The organism is Kitasatospora sp. NPDC054768, from assembly GCF_053612025.1.
Genome location: NZ_JBSHBN010000020.1, coordinates 1 through 22,351, shown reverse-complemented (window position 1 = coordinate 22,351; position 22,351 = coordinate 1). Strand labels below are relative to the sequence as shown.

17 protein-coding genes, 1 tRNA gene and 1 pseudogene are annotated in these 22,351 nt (G+C 75.6%); 6 read left to right on the top strand and 13 right to left on the bottom strand.

Annotated elements, in window-relative coordinates:
* Positions 1 to 8: 8 nt before the first annotated feature.
* A complete protein-coding gene (locus ACWGKU_RS08775) occupies positions 9 to 1,616 on the bottom strand; it encodes a hypothetical protein (protein ID WP_380539095.1) in 1,608 nt (535 codons plus the stop codon).
* 70 nt (positions 1,617 to 1,686) lie between these two features.
* Positions 1,687 to 2,931 carry a hypothetical protein gene (locus ACWGKU_RS08770; protein ID WP_401051889.1) on the bottom strand — a complete coding sequence of 415 codons (1,245 nt, stop codon included), beginning with the start codon at positions 2,929 to 2,931 and terminating at the stop codon, positions 1,687 to 1,689.
* Positions 2,932 to 3,206: 275 nt separating this feature from the next.
* On the opposite strand from ACWGKU_RS08770, the gene ACWGKU_RS08765 reads away from it, so the two are divergent.
* Complete coding sequence (locus ACWGKU_RS08765) at positions 3,207 to 3,863, top strand: histidine phosphatase family protein (RefSeq protein WP_401051892.1); 657 nt, start codon at positions 3,207 to 3,209, stop codon at positions 3,861 to 3,863.
* A 103-nt stretch (positions 3,864 to 3,966) separates the two neighbouring features.
* Here the strand turns inward: ACWGKU_RS08765 and ACWGKU_RS08760 are convergent, their stop codons facing one another.
* A complete protein-coding gene (locus ACWGKU_RS08760; protein WP_401045930.1) occupies positions 3,967 to 5,589 on the bottom strand; it encodes a tetratricopeptide repeat protein in 1,623 nt (540 codons plus the stop codon).
* A gap of 262 nt (positions 5,590 to 5,851) precedes the next feature.
* Between ACWGKU_RS08760 and ACWGKU_RS08755 the strand changes: the two genes are divergently transcribed.
* The 3 genes from ACWGKU_RS08755 to ACWGKU_RS08745 all read left to right on the top strand — a co-directional run bounded on the left by ACWGKU_RS08755 (position 5,852) and on the right by ACWGKU_RS08745 (position 7,965).
* Entirely contained in the window at positions 5,852 to 6,367 is a 516-nt protein-coding gene (locus ACWGKU_RS08755; RefSeq protein WP_452179044.1) for a hypothetical protein, read from the top strand.
* A gap of 104 nt (positions 6,368 to 6,471) precedes the next feature.
* Positions 6,472 to 7,377, top strand: a complete 906-nt coding sequence (locus ACWGKU_RS08750; protein ID WP_359908982.1) for a spermidine synthase — start codon at positions 6,472 to 6,474, stop codon at positions 7,375 to 7,377.
* A 129-nt stretch (positions 7,378 to 7,506) separates the two neighbouring features.
* Positions 7,507 to 7,965, top strand: a complete 459-nt coding sequence (locus tag ACWGKU_RS08745) for a GNAT family N-acetyltransferase (RefSeq protein WP_452179043.1) — start codon at positions 7,507 to 7,509, stop codon at positions 7,963 to 7,965.
* 256 nt (positions 7,966 to 8,221) lie between these two features.
* Here ACWGKU_RS08745 and ACWGKU_RS08740 read toward each other — a convergent pair whose 3' ends face one another.
* From ACWGKU_RS08740 to ACWGKU_RS08720, 5 genes and pseudogenes are all read right to left on the bottom strand, one after another.
* Entirely contained in the window at positions 8,222 to 9,139 is a 918-nt protein-coding gene (locus ACWGKU_RS08740) for a hypothetical protein (RefSeq protein ID WP_401045938.1), read from the bottom strand.
* Between the two features lie 110 nt (positions 9,140 to 9,249).
* Positions 9,250 to 9,696, bottom strand: a complete 447-nt coding sequence (locus ACWGKU_RS08735) for a DUF4442 domain-containing protein (protein WP_359908975.1) — start codon at positions 9,694 to 9,696, stop codon at positions 9,250 to 9,252.
* A 183-nt stretch (positions 9,697 to 9,879) separates the two neighbouring features.
* Positions 9,880 to 9,955 (bottom strand) — tRNA-His (locus ACWGKU_RS08730).
* A 176-nt stretch (positions 9,956 to 10,131) separates the two neighbouring features.
* Complete coding sequence (gene orn / locus ACWGKU_RS08725) at positions 10,132 to 10,734, bottom strand: oligoribonuclease (RefSeq protein WP_452179042.1); 603 nt, start codon at positions 10,732 to 10,734, stop codon at positions 10,132 to 10,134.
* Positions 10,735 to 11,608: 874 nt separating this feature from the next.
* A pseudogene (locus ACWGKU_RS08720) lies at positions 11,609 to 12,614 on the bottom strand (helix-turn-helix domain-containing protein); the annotation flags it as partial.
* Between the two features lie 1,016 nt (positions 12,615 to 13,630).
* On the opposite strand from ACWGKU_RS08720, the gene ACWGKU_RS08715 reads away from it, so the two are divergent.
* Positions 13,631 to 14,437 carry a GNAT family N-acetyltransferase gene (locus ACWGKU_RS08715; RefSeq protein WP_452179041.1) on the top strand — a complete coding sequence of 269 codons (807 nt, stop codon included), beginning with the start codon at positions 13,631 to 13,633 and terminating at the stop codon, positions 14,435 to 14,437.
* A 132-nt stretch (positions 14,438 to 14,569) separates the two neighbouring features.
* Here the strand turns inward: ACWGKU_RS08715 and ACWGKU_RS08710 are convergent, their stop codons facing one another.
* Both ACWGKU_RS08710 and ACWGKU_RS08705 read right to left on the bottom strand, forming a co-directional pair.
* Positions 14,570 to 15,727 carry an HAD-IA family hydrolase gene (locus tag ACWGKU_RS08710; protein WP_452179040.1) on the bottom strand — a complete coding sequence of 386 codons (1,158 nt, stop codon included), beginning with the start codon at positions 15,725 to 15,727 and terminating at the stop codon, positions 14,570 to 14,572.
* Positions 15,728 to 16,160: 433 nt separating this feature from the next.
* Complete coding sequence (locus ACWGKU_RS08705) at positions 16,161 to 16,979, bottom strand: hypothetical protein (protein ID WP_452179049.1); 819 nt, start codon at positions 16,977 to 16,979, stop codon at positions 16,161 to 16,163.
* Between ACWGKU_RS08705 and ACWGKU_RS08700 the strand changes: the two genes are divergently transcribed.
* Positions 16,911 to 17,387, top strand: a complete 477-nt coding sequence (locus tag ACWGKU_RS08700) for a universal stress protein (RefSeq protein ID WP_380351429.1) — start codon at positions 16,911 to 16,913, stop codon at positions 17,385 to 17,387. The genes ACWGKU_RS08705 and ACWGKU_RS08700 overlap by 69 nt on opposite strands.
* 158 nt (positions 17,388 to 17,545) lie before the next feature.
* Here ACWGKU_RS08700 and ACWGKU_RS08695 read toward each other — a convergent pair whose 3' ends face one another.
* From ACWGKU_RS08695 to ACWGKU_RS08685, 3 genes are all read right to left on the bottom strand, one after another.
* Positions 17,546 to 18,736, bottom strand: coding sequence for an acyl-CoA dehydrogenase family protein (locus tag ACWGKU_RS08695; protein WP_380539122.1), 1,191 nt, complete (start codon positions 18,734 to 18,736; stop codon positions 17,546 to 17,548).
* 176 nt (positions 18,737 to 18,912) lie between these two features.
* Entirely contained in the window at positions 18,913 to 19,863 is a 951-nt protein-coding gene (locus ACWGKU_RS08690) for a hydroxymethylglutaryl-CoA lyase (protein ID WP_452179047.1), read from the bottom strand.
* Between the two features lie 74 nt (positions 19,864 to 19,937).
* Complete coding sequence (locus tag ACWGKU_RS08685) at positions 19,938 to 22,217, bottom strand: ATP-binding protein (protein WP_452179039.1); 2,280 nt, start codon at positions 22,215 to 22,217, stop codon at positions 19,938 to 19,940.
* Positions 22,218 to 22,351 lie beyond the last annotated feature (134 nt).

The following is a 22,351-nucleotide window of genomic DNA, read 5'->3' as shown; positions in this document are numbered from 1 at the left end:
CGGACGGCTCACTCCCACTCCTCGGAGACGGACGGGGCGGACGGGGCGGGTACGGGCGCGGCGCCGGGCGGGCCGCCGTGGGTCCAAGGGGTGTCGTCCGGCTCGGGCAGCGGCGCGGACTGGCGCACCGTCAGCTCGAACAGGGTGAAGGTGACCGACTCGCCGGGCTCGGGCAGGCTGCCCGGCTCCGGCTCCTTCCGGCGGCCCATGCCGGAGAGCACCCGCAGGGTGAGGGTGCCCCCGGCGGTGTCCACCGCGACGATCTCCGCCTTCTGCGCGGACGCGCCGTGCACGCGGTGCACCTCGCGGCCGAGGTCCGCGTGCGGACGGTCGGCGGTGCGCAGGGTGACCAGCGGGCGCGGCTTGGGGGAGCGGCCGGTGGTGTCCCAGTCCGGCACCACCTCCGTGACCACGCCGCTGAACGCCTCGCCGGCCAGCCGGTGCTCGGCCATCGCCAGCGGGTCGTCCAGCGCCTCCTGGACGTCGAGCCGGGCCTGCTCGCGTTCGCGCTGGGCGAGCTTGCGGGCGGCGGTGACGGCGTCGTCCTGCCGGGGCTGCGGCGGCTCGCCGGCCGCCAGCCGGTCCCGGTGGCCGGTGTAGGACCAGCGGTCGCCGGTCCAGCGCTCCTCCAGGTGACCGGCCGGCGGCAGGGTCCGCAGCAGGTCCAGGCCCTGCCAGACGTCCCGCCAGGTGGGCAGCAGGACGGTCGACAGCGCCTCCTCCAGCGCCGTCACCGCGGCCCGCACGGCCGCCCGGGCGCGTGCGGCGGCGGCCTCGTCGCGCTGCTCGGTGCTGTGCTGCAGGGCACCCACCGCGGAGTCGTAGCGGGTGATCGCCGGGGCGAGCACGAACTCGTCGAAGCGGGGGTCGGTCGTCGGCCCGGCCGGCGGGTGCAGCAGCTGCCCCCGGTCGTCCCGGGCGGACTCGGCCAGCTCGGCCGCCTGCGCGCCGGTCAGACCGGCCGGCGGGTGGTGCCAGGCGAGCCGGGCCGCCAGGTGCTGGTCCTCCAGGTGGCTCTGGCCGGTCGCCCAGTGCCGGGCCAGCAGGCCGGTCATCGGCAGCAGCAGCGAGGACCCGGGCACCTGGGCGCGGTCGGTGAGGTGGGTCAGCCAGCGGCCGAGCAGCGGCACCCGGACCGGCGCCGGGTACGGGCCCGGCTCCGCGTCCTCGGCGGTGCGGCGGAAACGGGTCGAGCGGCCGATCAGGGCGAGGTGGTGCACGCCCGCGCCGTTCGGCACGATCAGCTGCGGGGCGTCCGCGCACAGCTCGCGGAACACCTGGGTCTTCTCGCCGCTCTCCGGGTCCTTCTCGGAGCCCTCGATCTGCTCGACGTCCTCGGCGAAGGACTCCAGGTAGGGCAGCAGGTCGGCGGCCAGCTCGGCCAGGAAGTCGAACCGCAGGGTGCGGTTGAGCGGCTGCGGCACCAGGTGCAGCCGGGGCGCGTCCCGGTCGGTGCCGAGCAGCACCGCGAGCGGCGCGCCGGACTCGCCGGCGGCGGTCAGCGGGACCAGCACCATCGGGCGGTCGGACAGGTGCCGGTGCCGGACGGTGGCCAGCGGCTCGGCCCGGCCGCTGCGGACGGCCTCCAGCCGGGCGAGGGTGGTGAGCAGACTCATGCGCCCGCCCCGCTTCGCCCGGCGGTGCTCTCGCGGCCCTCGGCCGGGGCCGCTCCCGCGTCGCGCCCGCTCATGCGACGGCCCCCGGGGCGCCGGCTCCGGCGGCCGTGGCTGCCGCGGCCGCCGCTTCCAGGGCCTCGGCGCGCAGTGCGGCCGCGTAGGCCAGGCGTTCGGCGGCGTCGTCCGCGCCGTCCAGGTCGTCGCCCTTGGTGCCGGCGGCGGCCAGCGCCCCGGACACCGTCCGGATGCTGCCCAGCTCGCCGCGCACGCCCCGGCCGAGCTGCTCGACCCGGTCGCCGCAGCGGGCCCGGGCACGGCAGTGGAAGCCGAGTTCGCAGGTGGAGAGGCAGTCCGGGCTGTACGCGGCGGGCACCGCCTCGACCGAGGCGGCCAGCTGCTCGGTGGTCCGGGCCGGCGCGCCGTCCTCGTCGGCGGCCAGGTCGAAGCCGGCGTCCGGCGGCAGCGCCTCCAGCAGCCGGCCGATGCCGGTCATCCGGCTCAGCTGGCGCCGGGTGGTGGCCAGTTCGCGGCGGACGTCCACGGCCACCGCGGTCGGCCGGTTGCCGAAGTCCTTCGGGCAGACCAGCAGCACGCTGGTGCGCGGGCTGCCCGCGAGCCGCTGCTCGGTGTACGGGTCCCCGGCGAGCGGCTGCCCGGCCGCCGCGGCGGCGGCCTGCTGGAGCGCCAGCACGTACACGGCGGCCTGCCGGGCGGCGGCGCCGACCTTGGCCGGGTCCGCGCTGCCGTCCAGCACCGGGAAGGACTTGATCTCGACCACGGTGCACCGCCCGCCGTGCACCACCAGGGCGTCCGGCTCCAGGTAGGCGGTGCTGCCGGCCACCGCCAGGCGCAGCATCGGGTGGTCGAGCAGCGTCCAGGCCTCCGGGTCGGCGGCGGCCGCGGCCAGTGCCTCGGCCGTCCGGTCGGCGCGTACGGCCGGGCCGGAGCGGTGCAGCAGGTCCGGCACCCGGAGCGGGGCCCGGTCGTCCGCCGGGAGGCCCAGGTGGTGGCGCAGCGGCTCCAGCAGCGGGGCGTAGCCGTCCGCCTTCAGCCGGGACTCGAAGATCACGCCGCGGGCGATGGCGAAGGGGGACTGGCCGAAGGGGGCGGGCCGGCCGAGCCGGGCCGCCAGCGCGGACTTGTCCACCCCGGCCGCGTCGAGCACGGCGCGGCGGTGGCAGCCCGGATTGGCGGCGAGCGCGGCGAGGGAGCGGGCGTTCAGACTGCGTTGCGGGGCCGGTCCGCGCAGCTCCGCGAGCCGCTGGGCGAGCGGCTCAGCGGGCCCGCCCGGCGGGACGTTCGTCGAGACGTTCATGGTGCGGCCCAGTGTCGCATCCGGGTCCGACAACGCGGTGCGGACCGGCCGTTGGACGACCGGGCGGCACGGCGGTCGACACGCCGGCCGGTGCACCGGCCGGCACCCGGGGCGGCCGTGGTCGGACCCCCGGCGGACCGCGCCCGCCGGCGTGCGGCCGCGCCCGCCGCCACGGCCCCGCGATCGTGGCCGCCGTCCGGGTGGGGGATCATGGAGCCCGGTGCTCAATGGTGAGACCGACCGTTGCCACCGCCCTGCTGTCGCTAGGAGCCCCCATGCCCGCCCGCATCGTGCTGGTCCGCCACGGCGAGACCGAGTGGTCCGCCACCGGCCGCCACACCGGCCGCACCGACATCCCGCTGACCGAGGAGGGCCGCGCGATGGCCCGGGCCCTCGGTGCCCGTCTCGCCAAGGCCCCCTGGAACGGGCTGCCGGACGCGCTCGTCCGCACCAGCCCGCTCGGCCGGGCGAAGGAGACCTGCGAGCTGGCCGGTTTCGGCGACCGCGCCGTGGAGCGCCCGGAACTGATGGAGTGGGACTACGGCGCGTACGAGGGCCGCACCGGCGCGGACATCCGGGCCACCGACCACCCCGGCTGGCTGATCTGGCGCGACGGGGTGCCCGGCGGCGAGAAGCTCTCCGACGTGGCCGCCCGGGTGGACGCCTTCCTGGCCGGCCTCAACGAGGAGCACGGCGTCCCGGAGCCGGACACCACCGTGATGCACTGCGCCGACCGGGACGTGGTCCTGTTCGCGCACGGCCACCTGCTGCGCATCCTGGCCGCCCGCTGGCTGGGTCTGCCGCCCGAGTTCGCCCAGCGGTTCAAGCTCGGCACGGCCGCGCTCTGCGTGCTGTCCTGGGAGTACGGCGCGCCGGCGGTGGAGATCTGGAACGACCTGTCCCACCTGGACGGTCTGACCGCCGGGCACTGACCCCGGGCGGGCGCCGACCGCGCCGGTTCCCGGTCCGCCGGGCGGCGGCTCGGGGCTTCCCCCGGGGGTCCTGCCCGGGGCCTGCCCGGGCCCTGTGCGGGTCCTACGCGGCCGCCGCCCGGTCGTAATCGGTCAGGAACCGGCGCACCTCGGGCACCGCGACGTGCCGGCGCAGCCGTCCCGCGGTGTCCGCGAGCATGCTCCGGATCCGGGCCGAACCGACGGCGTCGAACAGCGCGACGGCGGCCGAGCCGTGGTGCGCCGCGCCCGCCAGGTCCCCGCGGCCGAGCCGGTCGTGGGCCAGCTCGGCGGTGTACAGCACCCGGTTGCGGACGAAGTGCGGCTCCTGGAGCGTTATCGCCAGCACGGCCTGCTCGCTGGCGCGGTCCCAGTCGCCGAGCGCCGACCAGCACTGCGACTGGAGCCCGGCGATCTCGGCCTCGCCGAAGAAGGACATCCACTCCGGGTCCCGCGCACCGGGGCCCCGGTCGAACAGGGCGTACGCCCGGCCGAGGGCGCGCTCGCAGGAGGCGCGGTCCTGGAGCAGGGCCCAGGCACCGGCCTCGCGCATGGTCAGCAGGGCGAGCAGCCGCTCGGAGTCCAGCTCCCGGGCGGCGACCTGCCCGGCCTGGGCGGCGCGCAGCGCCTCGCGCGGGCGGCCGGCGTCCCGGGCGAGGAAGGCGCTGTTGCAGAAGACGTGCGCCTCCAGGCCGGAGTCCCCGGCCATCCGGGCGGTGGCGAGCGCCTCGGAGTAGAACGAGCGGGCGTCCGCGAGACGGTTCGAGTCATGGGCCAACCAGCCGACGGAGATGGCGAGTTCACCCGCCCCGGCCTGGAGTCGGCGCTCCGTCTCGGCGCTGTACTCGCACTCGTTGAGCAACACGTAGGCGTTGCGCAGCGACCGCCCGGCGAGCTCGTACAGGGCGTCGGCGCCGTGCGCGTCGTCGGCCAGCCGGATCTCCCGGACGGCCTGTTCGACGCCGAACACCTCGGCGGCGCCGACCCGGCGCGACGGCGCCACCGGCCCGGGGCGGCCGGGCACCAGCGGTTCGCCGCCAAGTAGCGACGGTGCGGTGAACTCCGCACCGGGGAAGGCGCCTCGGCCGGTGAGCGCACCGGAGGCGCCGTCGGCACCGGCCTGCCGGCCGGCGGCCGATGCGGGTCGGTCGATGCCGATCACGGCGGCCAGCGCGGTGGTGCCGCCGGCCAGGAACGTACGGCGACGCACGTCGTCGTTCTCCTCGTCGAGATAGGGCGATCCATCGAGCCCCCGGGGCGCCGTCCCGGGACTCGGCCACGGGGGCCCGTCCGGAGCGGCTGGATCCGCGTACGGCGAGGCAGCGTACGGGAGTTGAGTGGAGAGTGGTGAGCGCGGGGCGGGCGGGGGCGGGAACGTCGGGTGGAGCGGCGGCGGTTCGCTCCACCCGCCGGATCCGGCCACCGGGCGGCGGCGGACGGAGGTCCGGGGGGCGAAGCCGAGGTCGGTGAGCGTGCGGTCCGGCCACATGTGCCGGAACACCCGCTCGTAGGCGTAGTTGGGGCAGCGGATCTCACCGGATTCGACCCGTCCGACGTAGCGGGCGTCGCAGGACACGTGCTCGCCGATCTCGCGGGCGGCCCTGCGGACGGCCGTGGCGAACTCGCCGGGTGAACGGTCGCCGCGCAGTGCGCGCATCACGGGGTTGGGGGACGGTCGGTTCGGCTCGGCCGGTGGGGTGGCTGCCATGGCGCCGAGAGTACTCGGAGTCACCGAGCGGCCACATTCGGTTGGCTGGACATTCAATGTCAATACAGGGCAAAAGGGGCGATGTTGCTGGGTATCCGCCATGAAATGCCATGCCTTGCTGTAATGCGCCCCGTGGCCTGCGGCGCTGGCCCCGCGTTGTCCTGGTACGCGGAAAAAGCCCATGCCGTCGCCCCGGCCCGTCCCAGCCCGGCGGCCCCGCCCAACGGCTGTGCTTCCGGACCGACGAGGTACAGGAGAGCCCATGATGGCCACCGGACTGCCGCAGTACCGACCCGTCCGCGGGGGAGTGCTCGCCGGCGCGGCTCCCGCCCTGCTCCCCGAACCCGCCGACGACCGGCACTCCGGCCGGGGACCGGTCGAGGGCGGCCGCACCCCCTGCGGCGGCCGCCGGCGCGAGCGCACGACCCCCGACGAGGGGACCTCCGTCACCGCCTGCGACACCGTGACCGTCGCCCTGCGGCACGGCCTGGAAGCCGTCGACATCCTGAGACTCCGCCGCGCCTGCGGAGCCGTCCTGCAGAGCCGCAACGGCAGCACCGTCTCCTTCCTCGTCCCGGCCGGCACCTGGGAGACCTGGCACCTGCCCGGCAGCTCCTGTACCGCGGGCGCGCTCGTGCCCGCCACCACCGACCCGCGCTGGGTGATCCCGCCCTCCGGCGCCGCCCGCACCGCCCGCCCCACCGACGCCTGGGTGCTCCGCTCCGCCCTCTGCGAGGCCGCCTGCACGCTCACCGCAGGCGGCCTCGGCCCGTTCTAGCGGGCGTGCCGCGCGGATCCCGCCGGGCCCCCAACCTCCGGCCGGGTCCCCGGGGCACGCCCCTGACCTGTGGGTGTTCCACCCCGACGGCGATAATGGCCGGTATGGGACGAAGCAGCAGAGCCGCGCGCGGCCCGGAACCGGCGGCCACCACCGGACCGGACGGACGCACCCACGCCCAGGGCCCGCTCAGCCGCCCCGTCGGCTCCGGCCTCGCCGAACTGCGCCCCGACCGCGACCGCCCCGCCGCCTGGTCGCTGCTGATCGACGGCGCCCCGCAGTCCCTGGTCGACCTCGCCGACCCCACCCACCTCGGCTTCGAGTACCAGCGCCGGCTCGGCCACCTGATCGACCTGGTGGCCCCGCCCGGCCGCCCGCTCACCGTCCTGCACCTCGGCGGCGGCGCCCTCACCCTGGCCCGCTACACCGCCGCGACCCGGCCGCGCTCCCGCCAGCAGGTCGCCGAGATCGACACCGCGCTCACCGAACTCGTCCGCGCCGAACTCCCCCTGGACCGCGGCTGGCAGATCAAGGTGCGCGGCGCGGACGCCCGCAGCGTGCTGGAACGCACTCCCGAGGACAGCGTCGACCTGGTGATCACCGACGTCTTCTCCGGGGCCCGCACCCCCGCCCACTGCACCACCGTCGAGTTCACCACCCTCGCCGCCCGGGCCCTCGCCCCCGGCGGCTGGTACGCCGCCAACATCGCCGACGGCGGCGCCCTGCCCTTCGCCCGCTCCCAGGTCGCCACCCTCGGCGCGGTCTTCCCCGAGCTGTGCCTGATCGCCGACCCCGCCGTGCTGCGCGGCAAGCGCTTCGGCAACCTCGTCCTGGCCGCCGCCCACACCCCCCTCCCGGTCGCCGACCTCACCCGCCGCGCCGCCTCGGACTCCGCCCACGCCCGGGTCGAACACGGCCGCGCCCTCACCGACTTCGCGGCCGGAGCCGTTCCGGCGACGGACGCCACGGCGGCCCCGTCCCCGGAACCGCCGCCGGGGGTGTTCCGCTGACGGCCGCGGTCCGGCGCGTCCAGCGGTGAACCCCGGCAGCGCCGTGCCCCCGCCGCAAAACCGTTGGCGGACGACCGGATCGCGGCCGACAATGGCGCTGCCGTCCGGCCACCGACCCGAGGGGGCGCCATGGAGATCAGACCGGCCCGGCCGGACGAGGCCGCGCTGCTCACCGGCATCGCCCTGCGGTCCAAGGCGTACTGGGGCTACGACGAGGCGTTCATGGCCGCCTGCCGGGCGGAGCTGACCGTGGACGCCGGCGTGATCGAGCGGTCGGCCACGGTGGTGGCCGAGCACGGCGGGCGGGTGCTGGGGTTCGTCTCGCTCTCCGGCGCCCCGCCGACCGGGTCGCTGGACCAGCTGTTCGTCGAGCCGGAGTCGATCGGCCGAGGCGTCGGCCGCGCGCTGTTCGAGCAGGCCCGGGGCCTGGCCGTGGAGCTCGGCCTGCGCCGGCTCACCATCGACTCCGACCCGAACGCCGAGCCGTTCTACCTCGCGATGGGTGCCACCCGGATCGGCAGCGTCCCGTCCGGCTCGATCCCGGGACGCGAACTCCCGCTGCTGGTCCTGGACCTGGCCGCGCCATAGGCGGGCTGCCGCTGCCGCTGCCGCTGCCGCTGCCACTGTCCCGGCCCGCGCCCGGCGGCGGGAGGCGCCTCGGCGGCCCCAGGACGCGCGCAGCCCGACGCCGCGGCTCGACCGACCCGGGACCGTTCGCTGCCGGAGCGGCACCGAGTCCCGGGCCTTCGGTCTTCGGCCGGGCGGTGCCCCCGCCCGTGCCTCGCGATGCGCGTACCCCGGCGTCGGCCCGCTCGTTCTCCGGGCGGACGCCGGGAGTTCGAGTTCAGTGCCCGCGTGGCAGCCCGCGGTGCTTCCACATGGCCGCCCCGGTGAGCAGCAGCCCGGCGGCGATGGGGGCGAGGACGGCGGTCGCGGTGGCGGAGCCGTCATGGGAGGTGGCCGCCGTGGCGGTGTCGGCGATGGCCACCGCCGCGGGCGTCCGGCCGAGGCCGGCTCCGGCGGGGGCCGTGGAGTCCGCCGGCCGGTCGGACTCGGCGGGGGGTCCTGCCTGGTCGACGGTCGTGGCCGTCGCCTCCTGGACCAGCGCTCCCTCCGCGGCCTGGCGCTGCCGGGGAACGGCGGGAAGGGTGCCGTCGGGTCGGCGGCGGGCGGCGGAGGACAGGCCGGCGGGTCCGCCCTCGCGGGAGGCGCGGGGGTCGTCGGGCCGGGCCTGGGCGGGGAGGGTGTCGAGGAGGCCGGATGCGAGCGCGAAGGCGTCGGGGACGGCCGCCCGTTGGCCGGGCAGGGGAAGGCCGCCGGCCCGGATGCGTTCCTGGAGGGTGCCGCCGACCACGCCGACCGCTCCGGTGGTCCCGTCGGTCGGGCCGTTGCCGGCCGGTTCCCCGGCGGCCCCGGGGGAGCGGTCCGGCAGGCCGCCCGCCGACGGTCTGCCGGCCGAGGGTCCGGACCCGACGGGACGTTCGGCTGACTGCCCGTCGAGGGCGGGTCCGTCGAGCACCGGCCGGTCGAGTGCCGGGGCGCCGTGCAGCGCGCGCCGGACGGCGGGCCGGGCCGGGTCCGGCGGTGGGTCGGCGGCGGCCGCGTACGCCCCGGGGGCGCCGACTCCCCAGAGCTGCGTGAGCAGGGCTCCTGCGGCGGCGACGACCCGGGGGCGGGGCAGCCACCGGGCGATCCCGCGGCGGGCACCGGCGCCGCCGCGAGGGGCGGGTTCCTGGGGCTTGGTCGCGTGATTGGCTCGCACGTGAATCGAGAACGAGCGGCCGGGTGGTGAGGTCACGCCCACCGTCACGGACGGTCATCGCGCGGGTGACCCCGGGGCCGGCGCTCCCGGGGCCAACGGCCGCGTGGTGGTCAGGAGTTGGGGCGCAGGGTCCAGGTGACCGTCATCACGCCGGTGACGGCGCCGTCGGCGCGGGTGATCTCGACGGTGACCGGGAACTCGGGGCGGCCGCCGGCGTCCAGCTCGGCGACGATCTCGGCGGCCGGGCGGCCGAGCACGGCGGTGGCGGTGACGTCGCCCATGGCGAGCTTCTTGTACGCGATCTCGGCGTTCACGGCGAGCGGCACGGCCCGGGACAGCTGGTCGCCGAAGGCGGCGAGCACGATGCAGCCACTGGCGGACTCGGCCAGCGTGAACATCGCGCCGGCGTGCGGGCCGCCGACGTGGTTGTGGTACGCGGGCTGGTCCGGCAGGCGGAGCACGGCCCGCTCCGGGGTGGTCTCCAGGTAGTCCAGGTTGAGGGTGTGCGCCATCGGCACGGTGTCGTCGAGCAGCTTGCCGATCGTGGGTGTGGTCATGGCGACGATGTTACTAGCCGGTAGCTTCCGGCGGCAGGGGGTCGGCCGGAAAGTCGACGAGGCGGGCACGTGTAAGGGAGCGCACATCCGGGTGGGGGGCGTGCAACTGAGGCCGTGCACAGCTGAGGGAACGCGAAAACGCCTGAGGGGCCGATCTCTTGAAGAGATCGGCCCCTCAGGCTCTGGGGTGAGTGACGGGACTCGAACCCGCGGCCACCTGGACCACAACCAGGTGCTCTACCAACTGAGCTACACCCACCATCTGTCCGGTCCGTTCCCGCTCTCGCGTTCCCGTTCCGACAGGAAGAACTCTACAGGATCCGAGAGGGTGCTCGCGCCAGGGTTTCGATCCGGCCGACGCGGGCACCTTCTCCGACTCTCCGGCGGGGTTCCGCCGGGCCGTTCCGGGAGCGGCCCGGACCGGCGGCCCCGGGTTCAGCTCGCCGGGGACCGGTACTTCCCGGCGATCGCCCGCGCCGTGTCGGCGTCCGGGCCGGGCTGTGGGACGAACACCGCCTCGCGGTAGTACCGCAGTTCGTCGATGCTCTCCCGGATGTCGGCGAGCGCCCGGTGGTTGCCGCCCTTCTGCGGGCTGTTGTAGTACGCCTTCGGGTACCAGCGGCGGGCCAGCTCCTTGATCGAGGAGACGTCCACGATCCGGTAGTGCAGGTGCTTCTCCAGAGCCGGCATGTCCCGGGCCAGGAAGCCGCGGTCGGTGGCCACCGAGTTGCCGCAGAGCGGGGTCCTCCCCGCCTCCGGTACGTGCTCGCGCACATAGGCGAGCACCCGCTCCTCGGCCTCGGCCAGGGTCACGCCCTGCTCCAGCTCCTCCAGCAGCCCGGAGGCGGTGTGCATCTCGCGCACCACCTCGGGCATGTTCGCCAGCGCCTCCGCCGGCGGCCGGATGATGACGTCCACGCCCTCGCCGAGGATGTTCAGCTCGGAGTCCGTCACCAGCACCGCGACCTCGACCAGGGCGTCCCGGTCGAGGTCGAGGCCGGTCATTTCACAGTCGATCCATACCAAACGGTCATTCACACAACTCACCCTACGGCGCGATCACGCGCCGCGGGGACCGGTGGAGCCGAGCGGGGTGCCTCGGCCTGGTGATCCTCCGGCCCGTCGTGCGTACCGGGGCCGTCCGGGTGCTCGCCCTCCCGGCCGGCCCGGACCGCATGGCCGTCCCGTCCGGCCCGGACCTCGCGCGCCGCCCGGGCGCCCTCGGCCGAGGGCCGGCCGGCCGCCTGGCCGCGGACCTGCGGAGCCCGGGCCTGGCGACCGCGGAGCTCACCCGGCCCGGAGCCCGGCTGCCCGGCCGGGGCCGGCATCCGTCCCGAGGCCGCGCCGTGACCGCGCCCGGCCGCACCCGGCTCGTCCGCGGGCCGCTCGGCCGCGCTCCGGTGCCCCTGGCCCTGACCGCGGACCCCCGGCTGCGGGAGACCGTCCTCCGCCGCCGCGTGCTCCGCGGTGCGCGGCGGACGTCCGGTCCCCGCCCCCGGTCCGGCCTGCGCCGGAACCACCGGCGGCCGCAGCGGACCGCGCCCTGCCGCACCCTGCTGCCCGGGGTGCGACTGCTGCGCGGCCTGCTGGTGCGGGTACGGCTGACCGGCCCGGACGTGGAAGGGCTGGCCGGTCGGCGTCCCGACCTGGCCCGGACCGAACCCGCCGGGCTGGCCGTGCGCTCCCGGCTGCCCGTGACCGATCTGCTGCCCCTGCTGGCCGTGCGGCACCGGTTGCCCGTGCTGCCCGACCGCGAGCGGCGCCCCCGGACCGGCCGGGAACGGCTGCGCCGACGGCACACCGTGCGCCCCGCCGAACAGCGGCCCACCCGCCGGCGCGACCGCGCCCGCCGGGTGCGGCAGCGCTCCGGGCAGCCGCAGGTCGCCGAGCGCACCGGCCGGCGCGCTCGGCTGCTGACCGGGACGACGGGCCCGGTAGCTGGTCCGGTACGCGGCCGGGGAGACCCCGAGCTGGCGCCGGAAGTGCCCGCGCAGCGCCACCGGCGAACGGAACCCGCACCGGCGTGCGACATCGTCCACCGACAGCTCCGAGGTCTCCAGCAGCCGCTGTGCCTGGAGCACCCGCTGGGTGATCAGCCACTGCAACGGCGCGCTGCCGGTGAGCGTGCGGAACCGCCGGTCGAAGGTGCGCCGGCTCATGTACGCGCGAGCCGCCAGCACCTCGACGTCGAACTGCTGGTTGAGGTTCTCCAGCGCCCACGTGACCACCTCGGCCAGCGGGTCGTTGCCGATCTCCTCCGGTAAAGACTGATCGATGTACTGGGCCTGTCCTCCGCCGCCGCGGCGGCTCGGCACCACCAGGCGGCGGGCCAGCGCGTTGGCCGCCTCGGCGCCGTGGTCGCTGCGCACCACGTGCAGGCACAGGTCGATGCCGGCGGCGGTGCCGGCGGAGGTCAGCACGTCGCCGTCGTCGACGAACAGCTCGCGCGGGTCGACGTGGACCCGCGGGTAGCGCTTGGCCAGCGTCGGCGCGTACATCCAGTGGGTGGTCGCCGGGCGGCCGTCGAGCAGACCGGCGGCGGCCAGCACGAAGGCGCCGGTGCAGAGCCCGATGATCCGGGCGCCCTCGTGGTGGGCCTTGCGCAGGGCGGTGATCGCCTCGACCGGCGGCGGCTGGGAGATCGAGCGCCAGGCCGGAACGACGATCGTGCCGGCCCGGGCGAGCGCCTCCAGGCCGTACGGGGCGGAGAGGGTCAGGCCGCCGGTGGTGGCCAGCGGCCCCTCCTCGCCGGCGCAGACCAGCAGGCGGTAGCGGGGCACCCCGGCGTCCTGACGGTCCACGCCGAAGACGGAGAGCGGGATGGAGCTCTCGAAGATCGGGGCACCGCCGAAGATCAGCACGGCGACGGTCTCCCGGCGGCGCCGGCCGGACAGCTTGCGCGGGGCGGAGGACGTCATCGGGGTCGGGGAGCCGTTCGCGCCGGGCCCGCCGTGGCCCAGCGGGCCGTGGCCGTGGCCGGAGCCGAGAGCGAGGCCGCCGAGCGGACCGCCGCCCGGGCCGGCGGCGGGGGCGCCGTTCAGGCCCGGGGTGCCGCCGCCGTAGCCGGGGTGGCCGGAATGACCGGGGTGGCCGACGTGGCCGGGATGGCCTCCGTACTGGCCGGGATGGGCGAGGTGCCCGGGGTGGCCGGAATGGCCCGGGTGTTCGCCGCCGTAGGACTGGCCGGGACTGACGGGTCCTCGGCTGACGGGCTGTCCGCCGAACGACGACTGTCCGCCGAAGGCGGGCTGGCCTCCGTAGGGGGACTGGCTCCCGTAGGGCGTCGCCACGCCGTGGTCCGCGGCGGTCGGCGTCGCACCGGGACCGCCGCCGGCGCCCGCCCCGGGGGAGGGCACCGTGGAGTACGAGGAGTGCGAAGCGGCGCCCTGGGGGCCGGAGGTGCGGGTGGTGGCGATCGCGGTGGTGCCAGTGCCTCTCGCGGACCGACCCGCGCCGCCGGCCGCCGCCTGGCCGCTGTCAGGACCCGCGTCGCTCCTGCTCACCCTGCTCAAGGCGCTCAAGCCCCCTCGGTGGTGTGGTGTGGGTGGTGCGGCACTGCTGGCCAAGATCGAAATCTATCGGGTGGACCATTGCCGTTGTGACAAGTTCACCATCCGACGCTATGTCGACATGGCAATTTGGCGTGATGCATTCGATCACGAAGCGTGGCACCCGTCGACCTTTCTGGGAAGAGGGCCGGGGCAACGGTGGCTGGTTGTCGCGGGACGGTTCCTGGGGCGTCCGGCTCCGGTGCGCCCGGCCGGCTGGTCTGGGCTGCGGATTTGCCCAAGCGGGAGGGATCGGCGCGAAATTGACCGAAAATCGGCGGTGCACGAGGGGGCGCACGGGGAGAAGTCGTGCGCCTCCCAGGCTTCATCCGGCCAAGCCCAGAACGGGGGAACCGGGAACCGGACCGCCGGGTTACGGTCCTGCCGTGAATACCAGCAGCCGGCTCGAACGGGCCAACGACAACGCCGCCGCCTTCTGGCTCGCCCAAGCCCGCGTCCACGGCTGGCAGTCCCGCACCCGCCCGGGGCTGACCGCGGTCCGGTGCGCCCGGACCCCGGACGACGCGCACCGCATCGTGGTGACCCGCCCCTACGACGAACCGGCCTCCTTGGCGCAGGAGTTGGCGGACCTGATGGCCGAGTGGTCGACCATACGCTGCACCGTGGAGGACCCGTACGGCGGGCTCGACCTCACCGGCCTCGGGGCCACCCGGATGCCGCTCATGCCGGTGATGGTCCGGGACCCAGGACCGGTCGAAGGCGCGACCGCCGTCCTGCCCGCGGTCTCGGAGGCGCGCGGAGGCGGGGTCCTGACGGTGGATGAGGCGCGGGACGGCGACGGCTTCGCCATGGTCGAGCGGGCCATCGTGGAAGGCTTCCCGCTGCCCGCCCGACAGCCCTGGGTCCGGGGCGGAGCCCTCCCGGAGCAACTGCTGGACGTGCCTGGCTGGCGGGGCTGGCTCGGCCACGTCGACGGCGCGGTGGCGGGCACCTGCCTCACCTATGACGACGGCCGGGCCACCGGCGTGTACTGGGTCGCCACCCTGCCCGACCGGCGCGGCCGGGGCGTGGCCGGCGCCGTCCTCCGGACCGCGCTGGCCCACGCACACCCGGACCGCCCGGCCACCCTGGTCGCCACCTCGCTCGGCGAACCGCTCTACCGCAAGCTCGGCTTCGTCGAGCAGGCCCGCACCTGCTGGTGGACCCGCACGTCGACGGAGCCGGTGGGGTAGCCGGAGTGGGGCGGTGGGCGGTGGCTGCCGGGTGCCGGGTGCCGGGTGCCGGGCGGCGGGCAAGGGCGCGGTGGCGCTGGGGTGCGGCGGGGACGGTGGGGACGGCGGGGATGTGAAGGGGGCGGCCGGGCGCTACTGGGCGGCCGCCACGGCGGCTGCGGACGCGGTGGTCGCCGAGCGCGATGCGGAAGATGCGGACGATGCCGTGCCGGGCGCAACGGTGAGGGCGACCGGGGCGGGTGCGGCGCCGTCGGGCCTCGGGCGGACGGTCGTGGCTGCGGTCGTGGCTCTGGCCGTCGCTGTGATCGGTGCGGGGCGGAGGCCGTCCGAGGCCGGGCCCGGTCTGCCGGCCGCACGGGTCCCGGAGTCCGCTCCGGTGTCCGTGCGGGCCTCGGCGATCACGGCAAACCCGCCTGATCGGTTTCGGACACCGGGCCCGCCCGCGGGGGCGGGCTCGCCGGCCGGCCCGGTCGTTGCGGAAACGGATGTGCTCGGGCCGTCCAGGGCGGCCATCGCGGGACGTGCGCCGGACCGTGCGCCGACCAGCGCCGTCGTGTAGCCCGGCATCCCCGCCGCCGTCCTCCGGAGCGGCCCGTCGGAGCGGACGCCCGGTCGGGGCGAGGGCGCGTTCCGTGCGGCGAGGACCTGGCCGACCGCCTCCGGCAGGCCGGCCGCCTTCAGCGTCGGCCGGTAGCCGCTCTCCGCCCACGGCCGCCCGTGGTGCAGCCAGACGCTGCGCAGCCCGGTCAGTTCGGCACCGGCGATGTCGGCGGGTGCGTGGTCCCCGATCATCCAGGTGTGTTCGGCCCAGTCCCCGGTGGGTGCGATGCCGCACCGTTGGGCGGCCATCTCGAAGATCAGCGGGTCCGGTTTGACGCAGTCGGCCTCCTCGGAGATGACCCAGCCGTCGACCAGCGGGCCCAGTCCGGTCCGCCGGATCTTCTCCAGCTGCGGCCGGGTGCCGCCGTTGCTGACGATCCCGAGCGTCCACCCGGCCGCCCGGGCGGCTCGCAGCGCCTCGATGTGCCTGGGCGGGCAGTGGATATGGGAGTTGATGCCGCGTCGGTAGTGGGCAATCAGGAAGTCGGCGGAGACGTCCAGCCCGTAGCGGCGCCGGACCGCCGACAGTACGGTGCTGCGCGGAACGTATCCGCCGCCGTCGAGGGTGACGAACCACTCGAGGTCGCCCGGCGGGAGATCGTGTTCGGACAGGAAGTCCTGCGCCCAGGCCCGGTAGGCGGCGTCCCGGGGCAACAGGGTGTTGTCGAGGTCGAACAGGAGCAGGGGCATGCCAAGCATGGTGCCAGCGGCCGAGCCTATGCACCTGGCAAATGCCAGACGGCGTCGCGAAGCCGTACGGAGTGGCCGAAACGGCCTCCGTACGCCTGCGGCGGGCGATGACGCGCGGGCTGTCCGGGGCTGTTGGGGCAGGTCGGACGTCACGGTTCGCGACGCGCCGCAACGGATCGTCGCCGATCCATGACAGTCCGGTCACGGTGTCCCGTGGGGCTGTTGCGCCGCCCGGTCCGCTCAGTCAAGCTCCAGGGAACCTCCTTTCCGGAGGGGGCGCGATCGTCTGTGGGCGGGGCGCACTGCCTCGGCGGGCGCATCCCCCTTTCGCGGGAACAACGTCGCTCAGGGGCTTCCTCGCTGGGCGGGGCCCCAGGCCCGTCGTACTCTGAAAGGAACAGGTCCATACGGTGCTGCGCGGCGCAGACCGACGTCATCCCGTGGGCGGGCCTGCTGCCCGGGCAGCGTTGTTCTCCTCTCCTGTCGGCCCCTCTCCATCGAAGAGCCGTGAGCCATGGCTGGTTTTGAGCCTCCCCGACCGGTCGAACCGGACACGCCCCGCAGCGTGGGCCCGGCGGGCGGGTCTGCCTGCGACCGTCCCGACGGACCGGCCGAAGTCCGCGCCGACCGGCACGGTGACGACGGCCGTGATCGCCGCAGTGGCCGCCTCGGTGAGGGCCGCGAAGGCGGTCCCGACGGCGACCGTGACGACGGCCGCGACGGTGGCCACGGCGACGGTCGCCGGGACGGCGGCGCGGGCGGGTCTGTCGGCCCGCGAGCCGATGAACGAGTCGATGAACGAGTCGATGGACGAGCTGACGCGCGCGCCGAAGCCCCGGGCCGCGTCCCGGGCGTACGGACGGGACGCGAGCGAGCCGACGCCGCCGAGGAATCCGAGGCGGCCGGAGCGGCCCGTGCGGTCCAGCCGATCGGCGTGGCCCGGCCGACCGATGTGGCCCGGCCGGCAGAGCCAGGGGAGTCCGGCCCGGGGCGTGACGGCCCGCCGGGCTTCGCGCGCGCTCTGCGCGGCCTCGCCCGTCGGGGCAGCCTCGCCCGCCGTGAGCGCCAGGGGCCCCGCCAGCGGCGTGGCGAACCCCCGGCCGACCCTGCCGGGTCTCCGGTGACGGGCCGCCTGGGCCCGGGCGCCGAGCGTCCGGAGGCGGCTGCCGGCGCGGCCGGCCCGCTGGGTGGCCATGCCGAGCCGTCCGGGCAGGAAGCTCCGGCGCCGTCCCTCGACCCGGTGTTCCAGCACGGTGTGGTGGTCGGCTTCGACGGCTCGCTGTCGAGCGAGCGCGCCCTCGCCTACGCCGTCGGCATGGCGCGCCGTTCGCAGTGCGGTCTGGTGATCGTGCACGTGGCCAACCGTCTGCCCGCCACCGTCTGGGCAGGCTGCGAGCCACCCGTCTTCGTCGACCTCCCCGACCACCGGACCGAGGTCCTCGGCCTGGAGCTCGCCTGCGCGGACTTCCTCACCGGGGTGCCGTGGATCCTGGTCGAGCGCGGCGGGGACATCTGCCACGAGATCGAGGAGGTCGGTCGTGAGTACGCCGCCGACGCGATCGTCGTCGGCACGACGCACGGCCTGCTCGGCAAGATCTTCGGCTCGGTCTCCGGACGGCTGGCGCGGCGGGCCAACCGTCCGGTGATCGTGATCCCCTGAGGTCTCTCGTTCCTGAGGCTTCTCACGAAGCCTCCCCGAGGTCTCCTCCTGCTGCCTCCTCCATCGTCGGGCTCCCCAACTCTGTGCGCGGGGAAGCGCGTTGAGTGGTACGTGACCCGGTGGGCGCGGCTCAGGAGGTGACCATCAGGGTGTGGTCGTCACGAACCGACGCCGAGTTCCCGGGCGATGAGCATGCGCTGGACCTCGGACGTGCCCTCCCCGATTTCCAGGATCTTGCAGTCGCGCCAGAAACGGGCGACCGGGAATTCGTTCATGAAGCCGTACCCGCCGTGGATCTGGGTCGCCTCGCGGGCGTTGTCGACGGCGGCCTCGGACGAGTACAGCTTCGCGATCGCGGCCTCCTTCTTGAACGGTTCACCGTGCAGCAGCCGGGAAGCGGCGTCCCGCCAGGCCAGGCGGGAGGTGTGGGCGCGCAGCTCCATGTCGGCAAGCTTGAACTGGATGGCCTGGTTGGCGCCGATCGGCCGGCCGAAGGCCCGGCGCTCGCCGGCGTACTTCACGGACTCGTCGACGCAGCCCTGGGCCAGGCCGGTGGCCAGGGCCGCGATCGCGATGCGGCCCTCGTCGAGGATCCGCAGGAACTGGGCGTAGCCTCGGCCACGCTCGCCCAGCAGGTTGGCCGCGGGAACGCGGCAGTCGGTAAAGGACAGTTCGCGGGTGTCGGATGCGTTCCACCCGACCTTCGAGTACTTCTTCGAGACCTGGAATCCGGGGGTCCCGGTGGGCACGATGATGGAGGAGATCTCCCGTACAGGCGAGCGGAATTCGCCCTCTTCACTCGAACGAGCGATCGGTTCGGTGAGTGCGGTGACGGTGACCAGACCGGTGATGTCGGTACCGGAGTTGGTGATGAAGCACTTGGTCCCGTTGATGACCCACTCGTCGGTGGCCTCGTCGTAGCGCGCCGTGGTGCGGGTGGCCCCCGCGTCCGACCCGCCCTCCGGCTCGGTGAGGCCGAAGGCGCCGAGGAGTTCGCCCGAGGTCAGCCGGGGCAGCCACTCGCGCTTCTGCTCCTCGGTGCCGAACCGGTAGATCGGCATCGCGCCGAGCGAGACGGCGGCCTCCAGGGTGATCGCCACCGAGGAGTCGACGCGGGCGAGTTCCTCCAGGGCGAGGCCGAGGGCGAAGTAGTCCCCGCCCATGCCGCCGTACTCCTCCGGGAAGGGCAGGCCGAAGAGCCCCATCCGCCCCATCTCCCGGACGATCTCGTAGGGGAACTCCTCCCGCTCGTAGAACCCGCCGATCTTCGGTGCCACCACGTCCTGGGCGAACTCGGCGACGGTGCGCCGCAGTTCCTCGTACTCGCTGCTGAGCCTGTGGTCGAGCATGGTGATCCTCCTGGCGCCCGGCCGGGTCGGCCGCGGACGTGAGCGGGGTGACCGGCGTCCGTCGGACGGTGTGACGGACGCGCGGTGTGATGTGAGGGACGGGTGTCGGGCGGTGCGGGTGGTGCGCGGCGCCGGCCGGGTTGCGGGCGGTCGGCGCCGGGACGGGTGCGGGCGGGTCAGCTCCCGGTGGGGCCGAGCAGCGCCTGGACGGCGCGGGAGGGACTCGGACGGCCGAGGCGCTCGGCCATCCAGCCGCTGGTCGCGACGAGCGCGCGCAGGTCGACGCCGGTCCGGACGCCGAGCCCTTGCAGCATCCAGACCAGGTCCTCGGTGGCCAGGTTGCCGGTGGCGCTCTTCGCGTACGGGCAGCCGCCCAGGCCGCCCGCCGAGGCGTCCACCGTGGTGACGCCCTCGCGCAGTGCCGCCAGGGTGTTGCTGAGCGCCTGGCCGTAGGTGTCGTGGAAGTGCACGGCGAGCCGGCCGACCGGGACGCCGGCCCGCTCGAAGCCCGCCAGCAGGGCGGTGACCTGGCCCGGAGTGGCCACCCCGATGGTGTCGCCGAGGCTCAGCTCCGCGCAGCCCTGCTCCAGCAACTGCACGCCGTACCGGACCACCTGGTCGACCGGGACGGGGCCCTCCCACGGGTCGCCGAAGCACATCGAGAGGTAGCCGCGGACCGCGACCCCGGCCTCGGTGGCCCGGGCCACGACCGGGCGGAACATCGCCATGGCCTCGTCCGCCGAGCGGTTGAGGTTGCGGCGGGCGAAGGTCTCGGTGGCGCTGGCGAACACCGCGATGTCGGAGGCGTGGTGGGCGAGCGCGCGGTCCAGGCCGCGCTCGTTGGGCACCAGCACCGGCAGCCGCAGGCCGGGGTGGCGCTCCGGCAGGCCGGCGAGCCGGGGGAACAGCTCCTCCGCGTCAGCCAGCTGCGGTACCCATTTCGGGTGAACGAAGCTGGTGGCCTCGACGGTGCGCAGCCCGGCGGCCGCGAGCCGGGCGATGAACTCGGCCTTGACCTCGACCGGCACCGAGGACTTCTCGTTCTGCAGGCCGTCGCGCGGTCCGACCTCGTGGATCCGGACCGCCTCGGGCAGGCCGGGGGCGCGGACCGGGTCGGGCAGGCCCAGGTCGAGGGCGTCGGGCTCGCGGGCGCGGGCGGGGGCGGGGGCGGGGGCGGGGGCGGGGGCGGGGGCGGGGGTGGTCACGACCGGACCTCCGCGGGCTCGGCGGGGGTGGCGACCGGGTCGGCCGCGGCGTCCTCGCCCGCCGCGTCCTCGACCGGGGTGACCACGACCAGCAGGTCCTCCATCGCGACGGTGGCGCCGGCGGCGGCCCGCAGTTCGCTCACCACGCCGTCGTGCGGGGCGGCGATCACGTGTTCCATCTTCATGGCCTCCAGCACGAGCAGGGGCTGCCCCTTGCGGACCGTCTCGCCCGCCGTGGTCTTGACGACGGTCACGGTGCCGGGCATCGGGGCGGTGAGGGCGCCGTGGTGCGCCCCGGCCCCGGCGGCGCTCTCGACGACCGGGTCGTAGGCGTGCAGCGGCCAGGCGTCGCCCTCGATGCCGAGCCACGTCACCGGTCCGCCGGCGAGGCCGGGGGTGGCGTCGGTGGCCAGCGAGAACGTGGTGCGGAGGCCGTCGACGGTCAGGTGCAGCCGGTCGCCGGCCAGGGTCGCGCGGGCGCGGTGCGCGGGGCCCTCGTCGAGCCGGAGCTCCACCTCGCGGGTGGTCCCGGCGGAATTGTCAGTGGCGTCGGCTACGTTGCCCGCAGTGATCGAACGGATGCGCACCGCCACCGGGTCCTGGCCGGGGGTACGGAGTCGGTGGGTGGTCCAGGCGGGGGTGCCGCCCAGGCGCCAGCCGGAGGGAAGGGAGAACGGGTCGGTCCAGCCGTCGGGGTCGGCGGCCGGGGTGAGTTCCAGGTGCCGCGCCAGTGCGGCCGCGTAGTAGAGGAGGTGAGCGGGTGACGGTGCTTCGACCGCCGCGGTCGGGTCCGCCGCGGTCGCGTCCGGGGTGATCGCGTTCGCGGGGGAGTGCGGCGAGGTGAGCAGGGCCGGCTGCTCCTGGGCCGTCCGCTCCACCAGGCCGGTGTCCAATCGGCCGGCGGCGACCTCGGGGTGTGCGAGCAGTCGGCGCAGGAAGCCGGTGTTGGTGGTGATGCCCAGGATGCGGGTGTCGGCCAGCGCCGCGCGGAGCCGGCGCAGCGCGGTCGGGCGGTCGGGCCCGTACGCGATGACCTTGGCGAGCATGGGGTCGTAGGCGCTGGTGACGACGGTTCCGGCGGCCACTCCGGAGTCGACGCGGATGCCCTCGCCCCGGGGCTCGTCCAGGGTGAGGATGCGGCCGCCGGTGGGCAGGAAGTCCCGTTCCGGGTCCTCGGCACAGATGCGGGCCTCGATGGCGTGGCCCAGGAAGGAGACGTCGGACTGGGTGAAGGAGAGCGGTTCGCCGGCGGCGACGCGCACCTGCCACTCGACCAGGTCGAGCCGGGCCGAGTCCGCGCCGACCGCGACGGCGAGTTCGGTGACGGGGTGTTCCACCTGGAGACGGGTGTTCATCTCCATGAAGAAGAAGTCCCGAACCCCCTCGGCGTCGGAGGCGGCGGCGGGGGCGTCCGGGTCGATGCCGGGGACGATGAACTCCACGGTGCCGGCACCGGTGTAGCCGCAGGACTCCGCGGCGCGGACGGCCGCGGCGCCCATCGCGGCGCGGGTCTCGGCATTGAGGAGAACGGAGGGAGCCTCTTCGATCACTTTCTGGTGGCGGCGCTGCAGGCTGCACTCGCGCTCGCCGAGGTGGACGGTGGTGCCGTGGGCGTCGGCCAGCACCTGCACCTCGATGTGGCGCGGCCGGTCGACCCAGCGCTCCAGCAGCAGGGTGTCGTCGCCGAAGGCGGTGCGGGCGACGCGGCGGGCGGCGGCGATCTCGGTGGGCAGGTCGGCGCGGTCCCGTACGAGCCGCATGCCCTTGCCGCCACCGCCGGCGGACGGCTTGAGCAGTACCGGGTAGCCGATCTCGTCGGCGGCGGCGACGAGTTGATCGTCGGTGGGCGCGGTGGCCTGGCTGCCGGGGACCACCGGGACACCTGCGGCCCGGACGGCCTCCTTGGCGTTGATCTTGTCGCCCATCAGCTCGACCGCACCGGGAGGAGGTCCGATGAAGGCGAGGCCCGCGTCGGCGCAGGCGCGGGCGAAGCCGGGGTTCTCGGCGAGGAAGCCGTAGCCGGGGTGGACGGCCTGGGCGCCGGTGCGGCGGGCGGCGTCGAGGATCCGGTCGGTCCGCAGGTAGGTCTCGGCCGCCGAGCTGTCGCTGCGGTCGGCCGGGCCGAGCCGGACGGCGACATCGGCCTCGCGGGCGTGCGGCGCGTCGGCGTCCGCGTCGCTGAACACGGCGACCGAGCGGATGCCGAGCCGCCGCAGGGTGCGGATCACCCGGAGGGCGATCTCGCCGCGGTTGGCGACCAGAACTGTGTCGAACATGGGAGGCGTTCCTCCGGGTCGAGGGGAGCCGTACGAAGGAGGTGGCGGTGGGCGGTCGGGGGGGGGGGCCCCGGGGGGGGGCGCCCCCGGGGGGGACACCCCCCACGGGGGGGGGGCCCGCGCCCGGGGGGGCA

Coding starts and splice junctions, on each gene's coding strand:
- ACWGKU_RS08775 (WP_380539095.1), bottom strand. CDS start 1,616: ATGAGTCTGCTCACCACCCTCGCCCGGCTGGAGGCCGTCCGCAGCGGC.
- ACWGKU_RS08770 (WP_401051889.1), bottom strand. CDS start 2,931: ATGAACGTCTCGACGAACGTCCCGCCGGGCGGGCCCGCTGAGCCGCTC.
- ACWGKU_RS08765 (WP_401051892.1), top strand. CDS start 3,207: ATGCCCGCCCGCATCGTGCTGGTCCGCCACGGCGAGACCGAGTGGTCC.
- ACWGKU_RS08760 (WP_401045930.1), bottom strand. CDS start 5,589: ATGGCAGCCACCCCACCGGCCGAGCCGAACCGACCGTCCCCCAACCCC.
- ACWGKU_RS08755 (WP_452179044.1), top strand. CDS start 5,852: ATGATGGCCACCGGACTGCCGCAGTACCGACCCGTCCGCGGGGGAGTG.
- ACWGKU_RS08750 (WP_359908982.1), top strand. CDS start 6,472: ATGGGACGAAGCAGCAGAGCCGCGCGCGGCCCGGAACCGGCGGCCACC.
- ACWGKU_RS08745 (WP_452179043.1), top strand. CDS start 7,507: ATGGAGATCAGACCGGCCCGGCCGGACGAGGCCGCGCTGCTCACCGGC.
- ACWGKU_RS08735 (WP_359908975.1), bottom strand. CDS start 9,696: ATGACCACACCCACGATCGGCAAGCTGCTCGACGACACCGTGCCGATG.
- ACWGKU_RS08710 (WP_452179040.1), bottom strand. CDS start 15,727: ATGCCCCTGCTCCTGTTCGACCTCGACAACACCCTGTTGCCCCGGGAC.
- ACWGKU_RS08695 (WP_380539122.1), bottom strand. CDS start 18,736: ATGCTCGACCACAGGCTCAGCAGCGAGTACGAGGAACTGCGGCGCACC.
- ACWGKU_RS08685 (WP_452179039.1), bottom strand. CDS start 22,217: ATGTTCGACACAGTTCTGGTCGCCAACCGCGGCGAGATCGCCCTCCGG.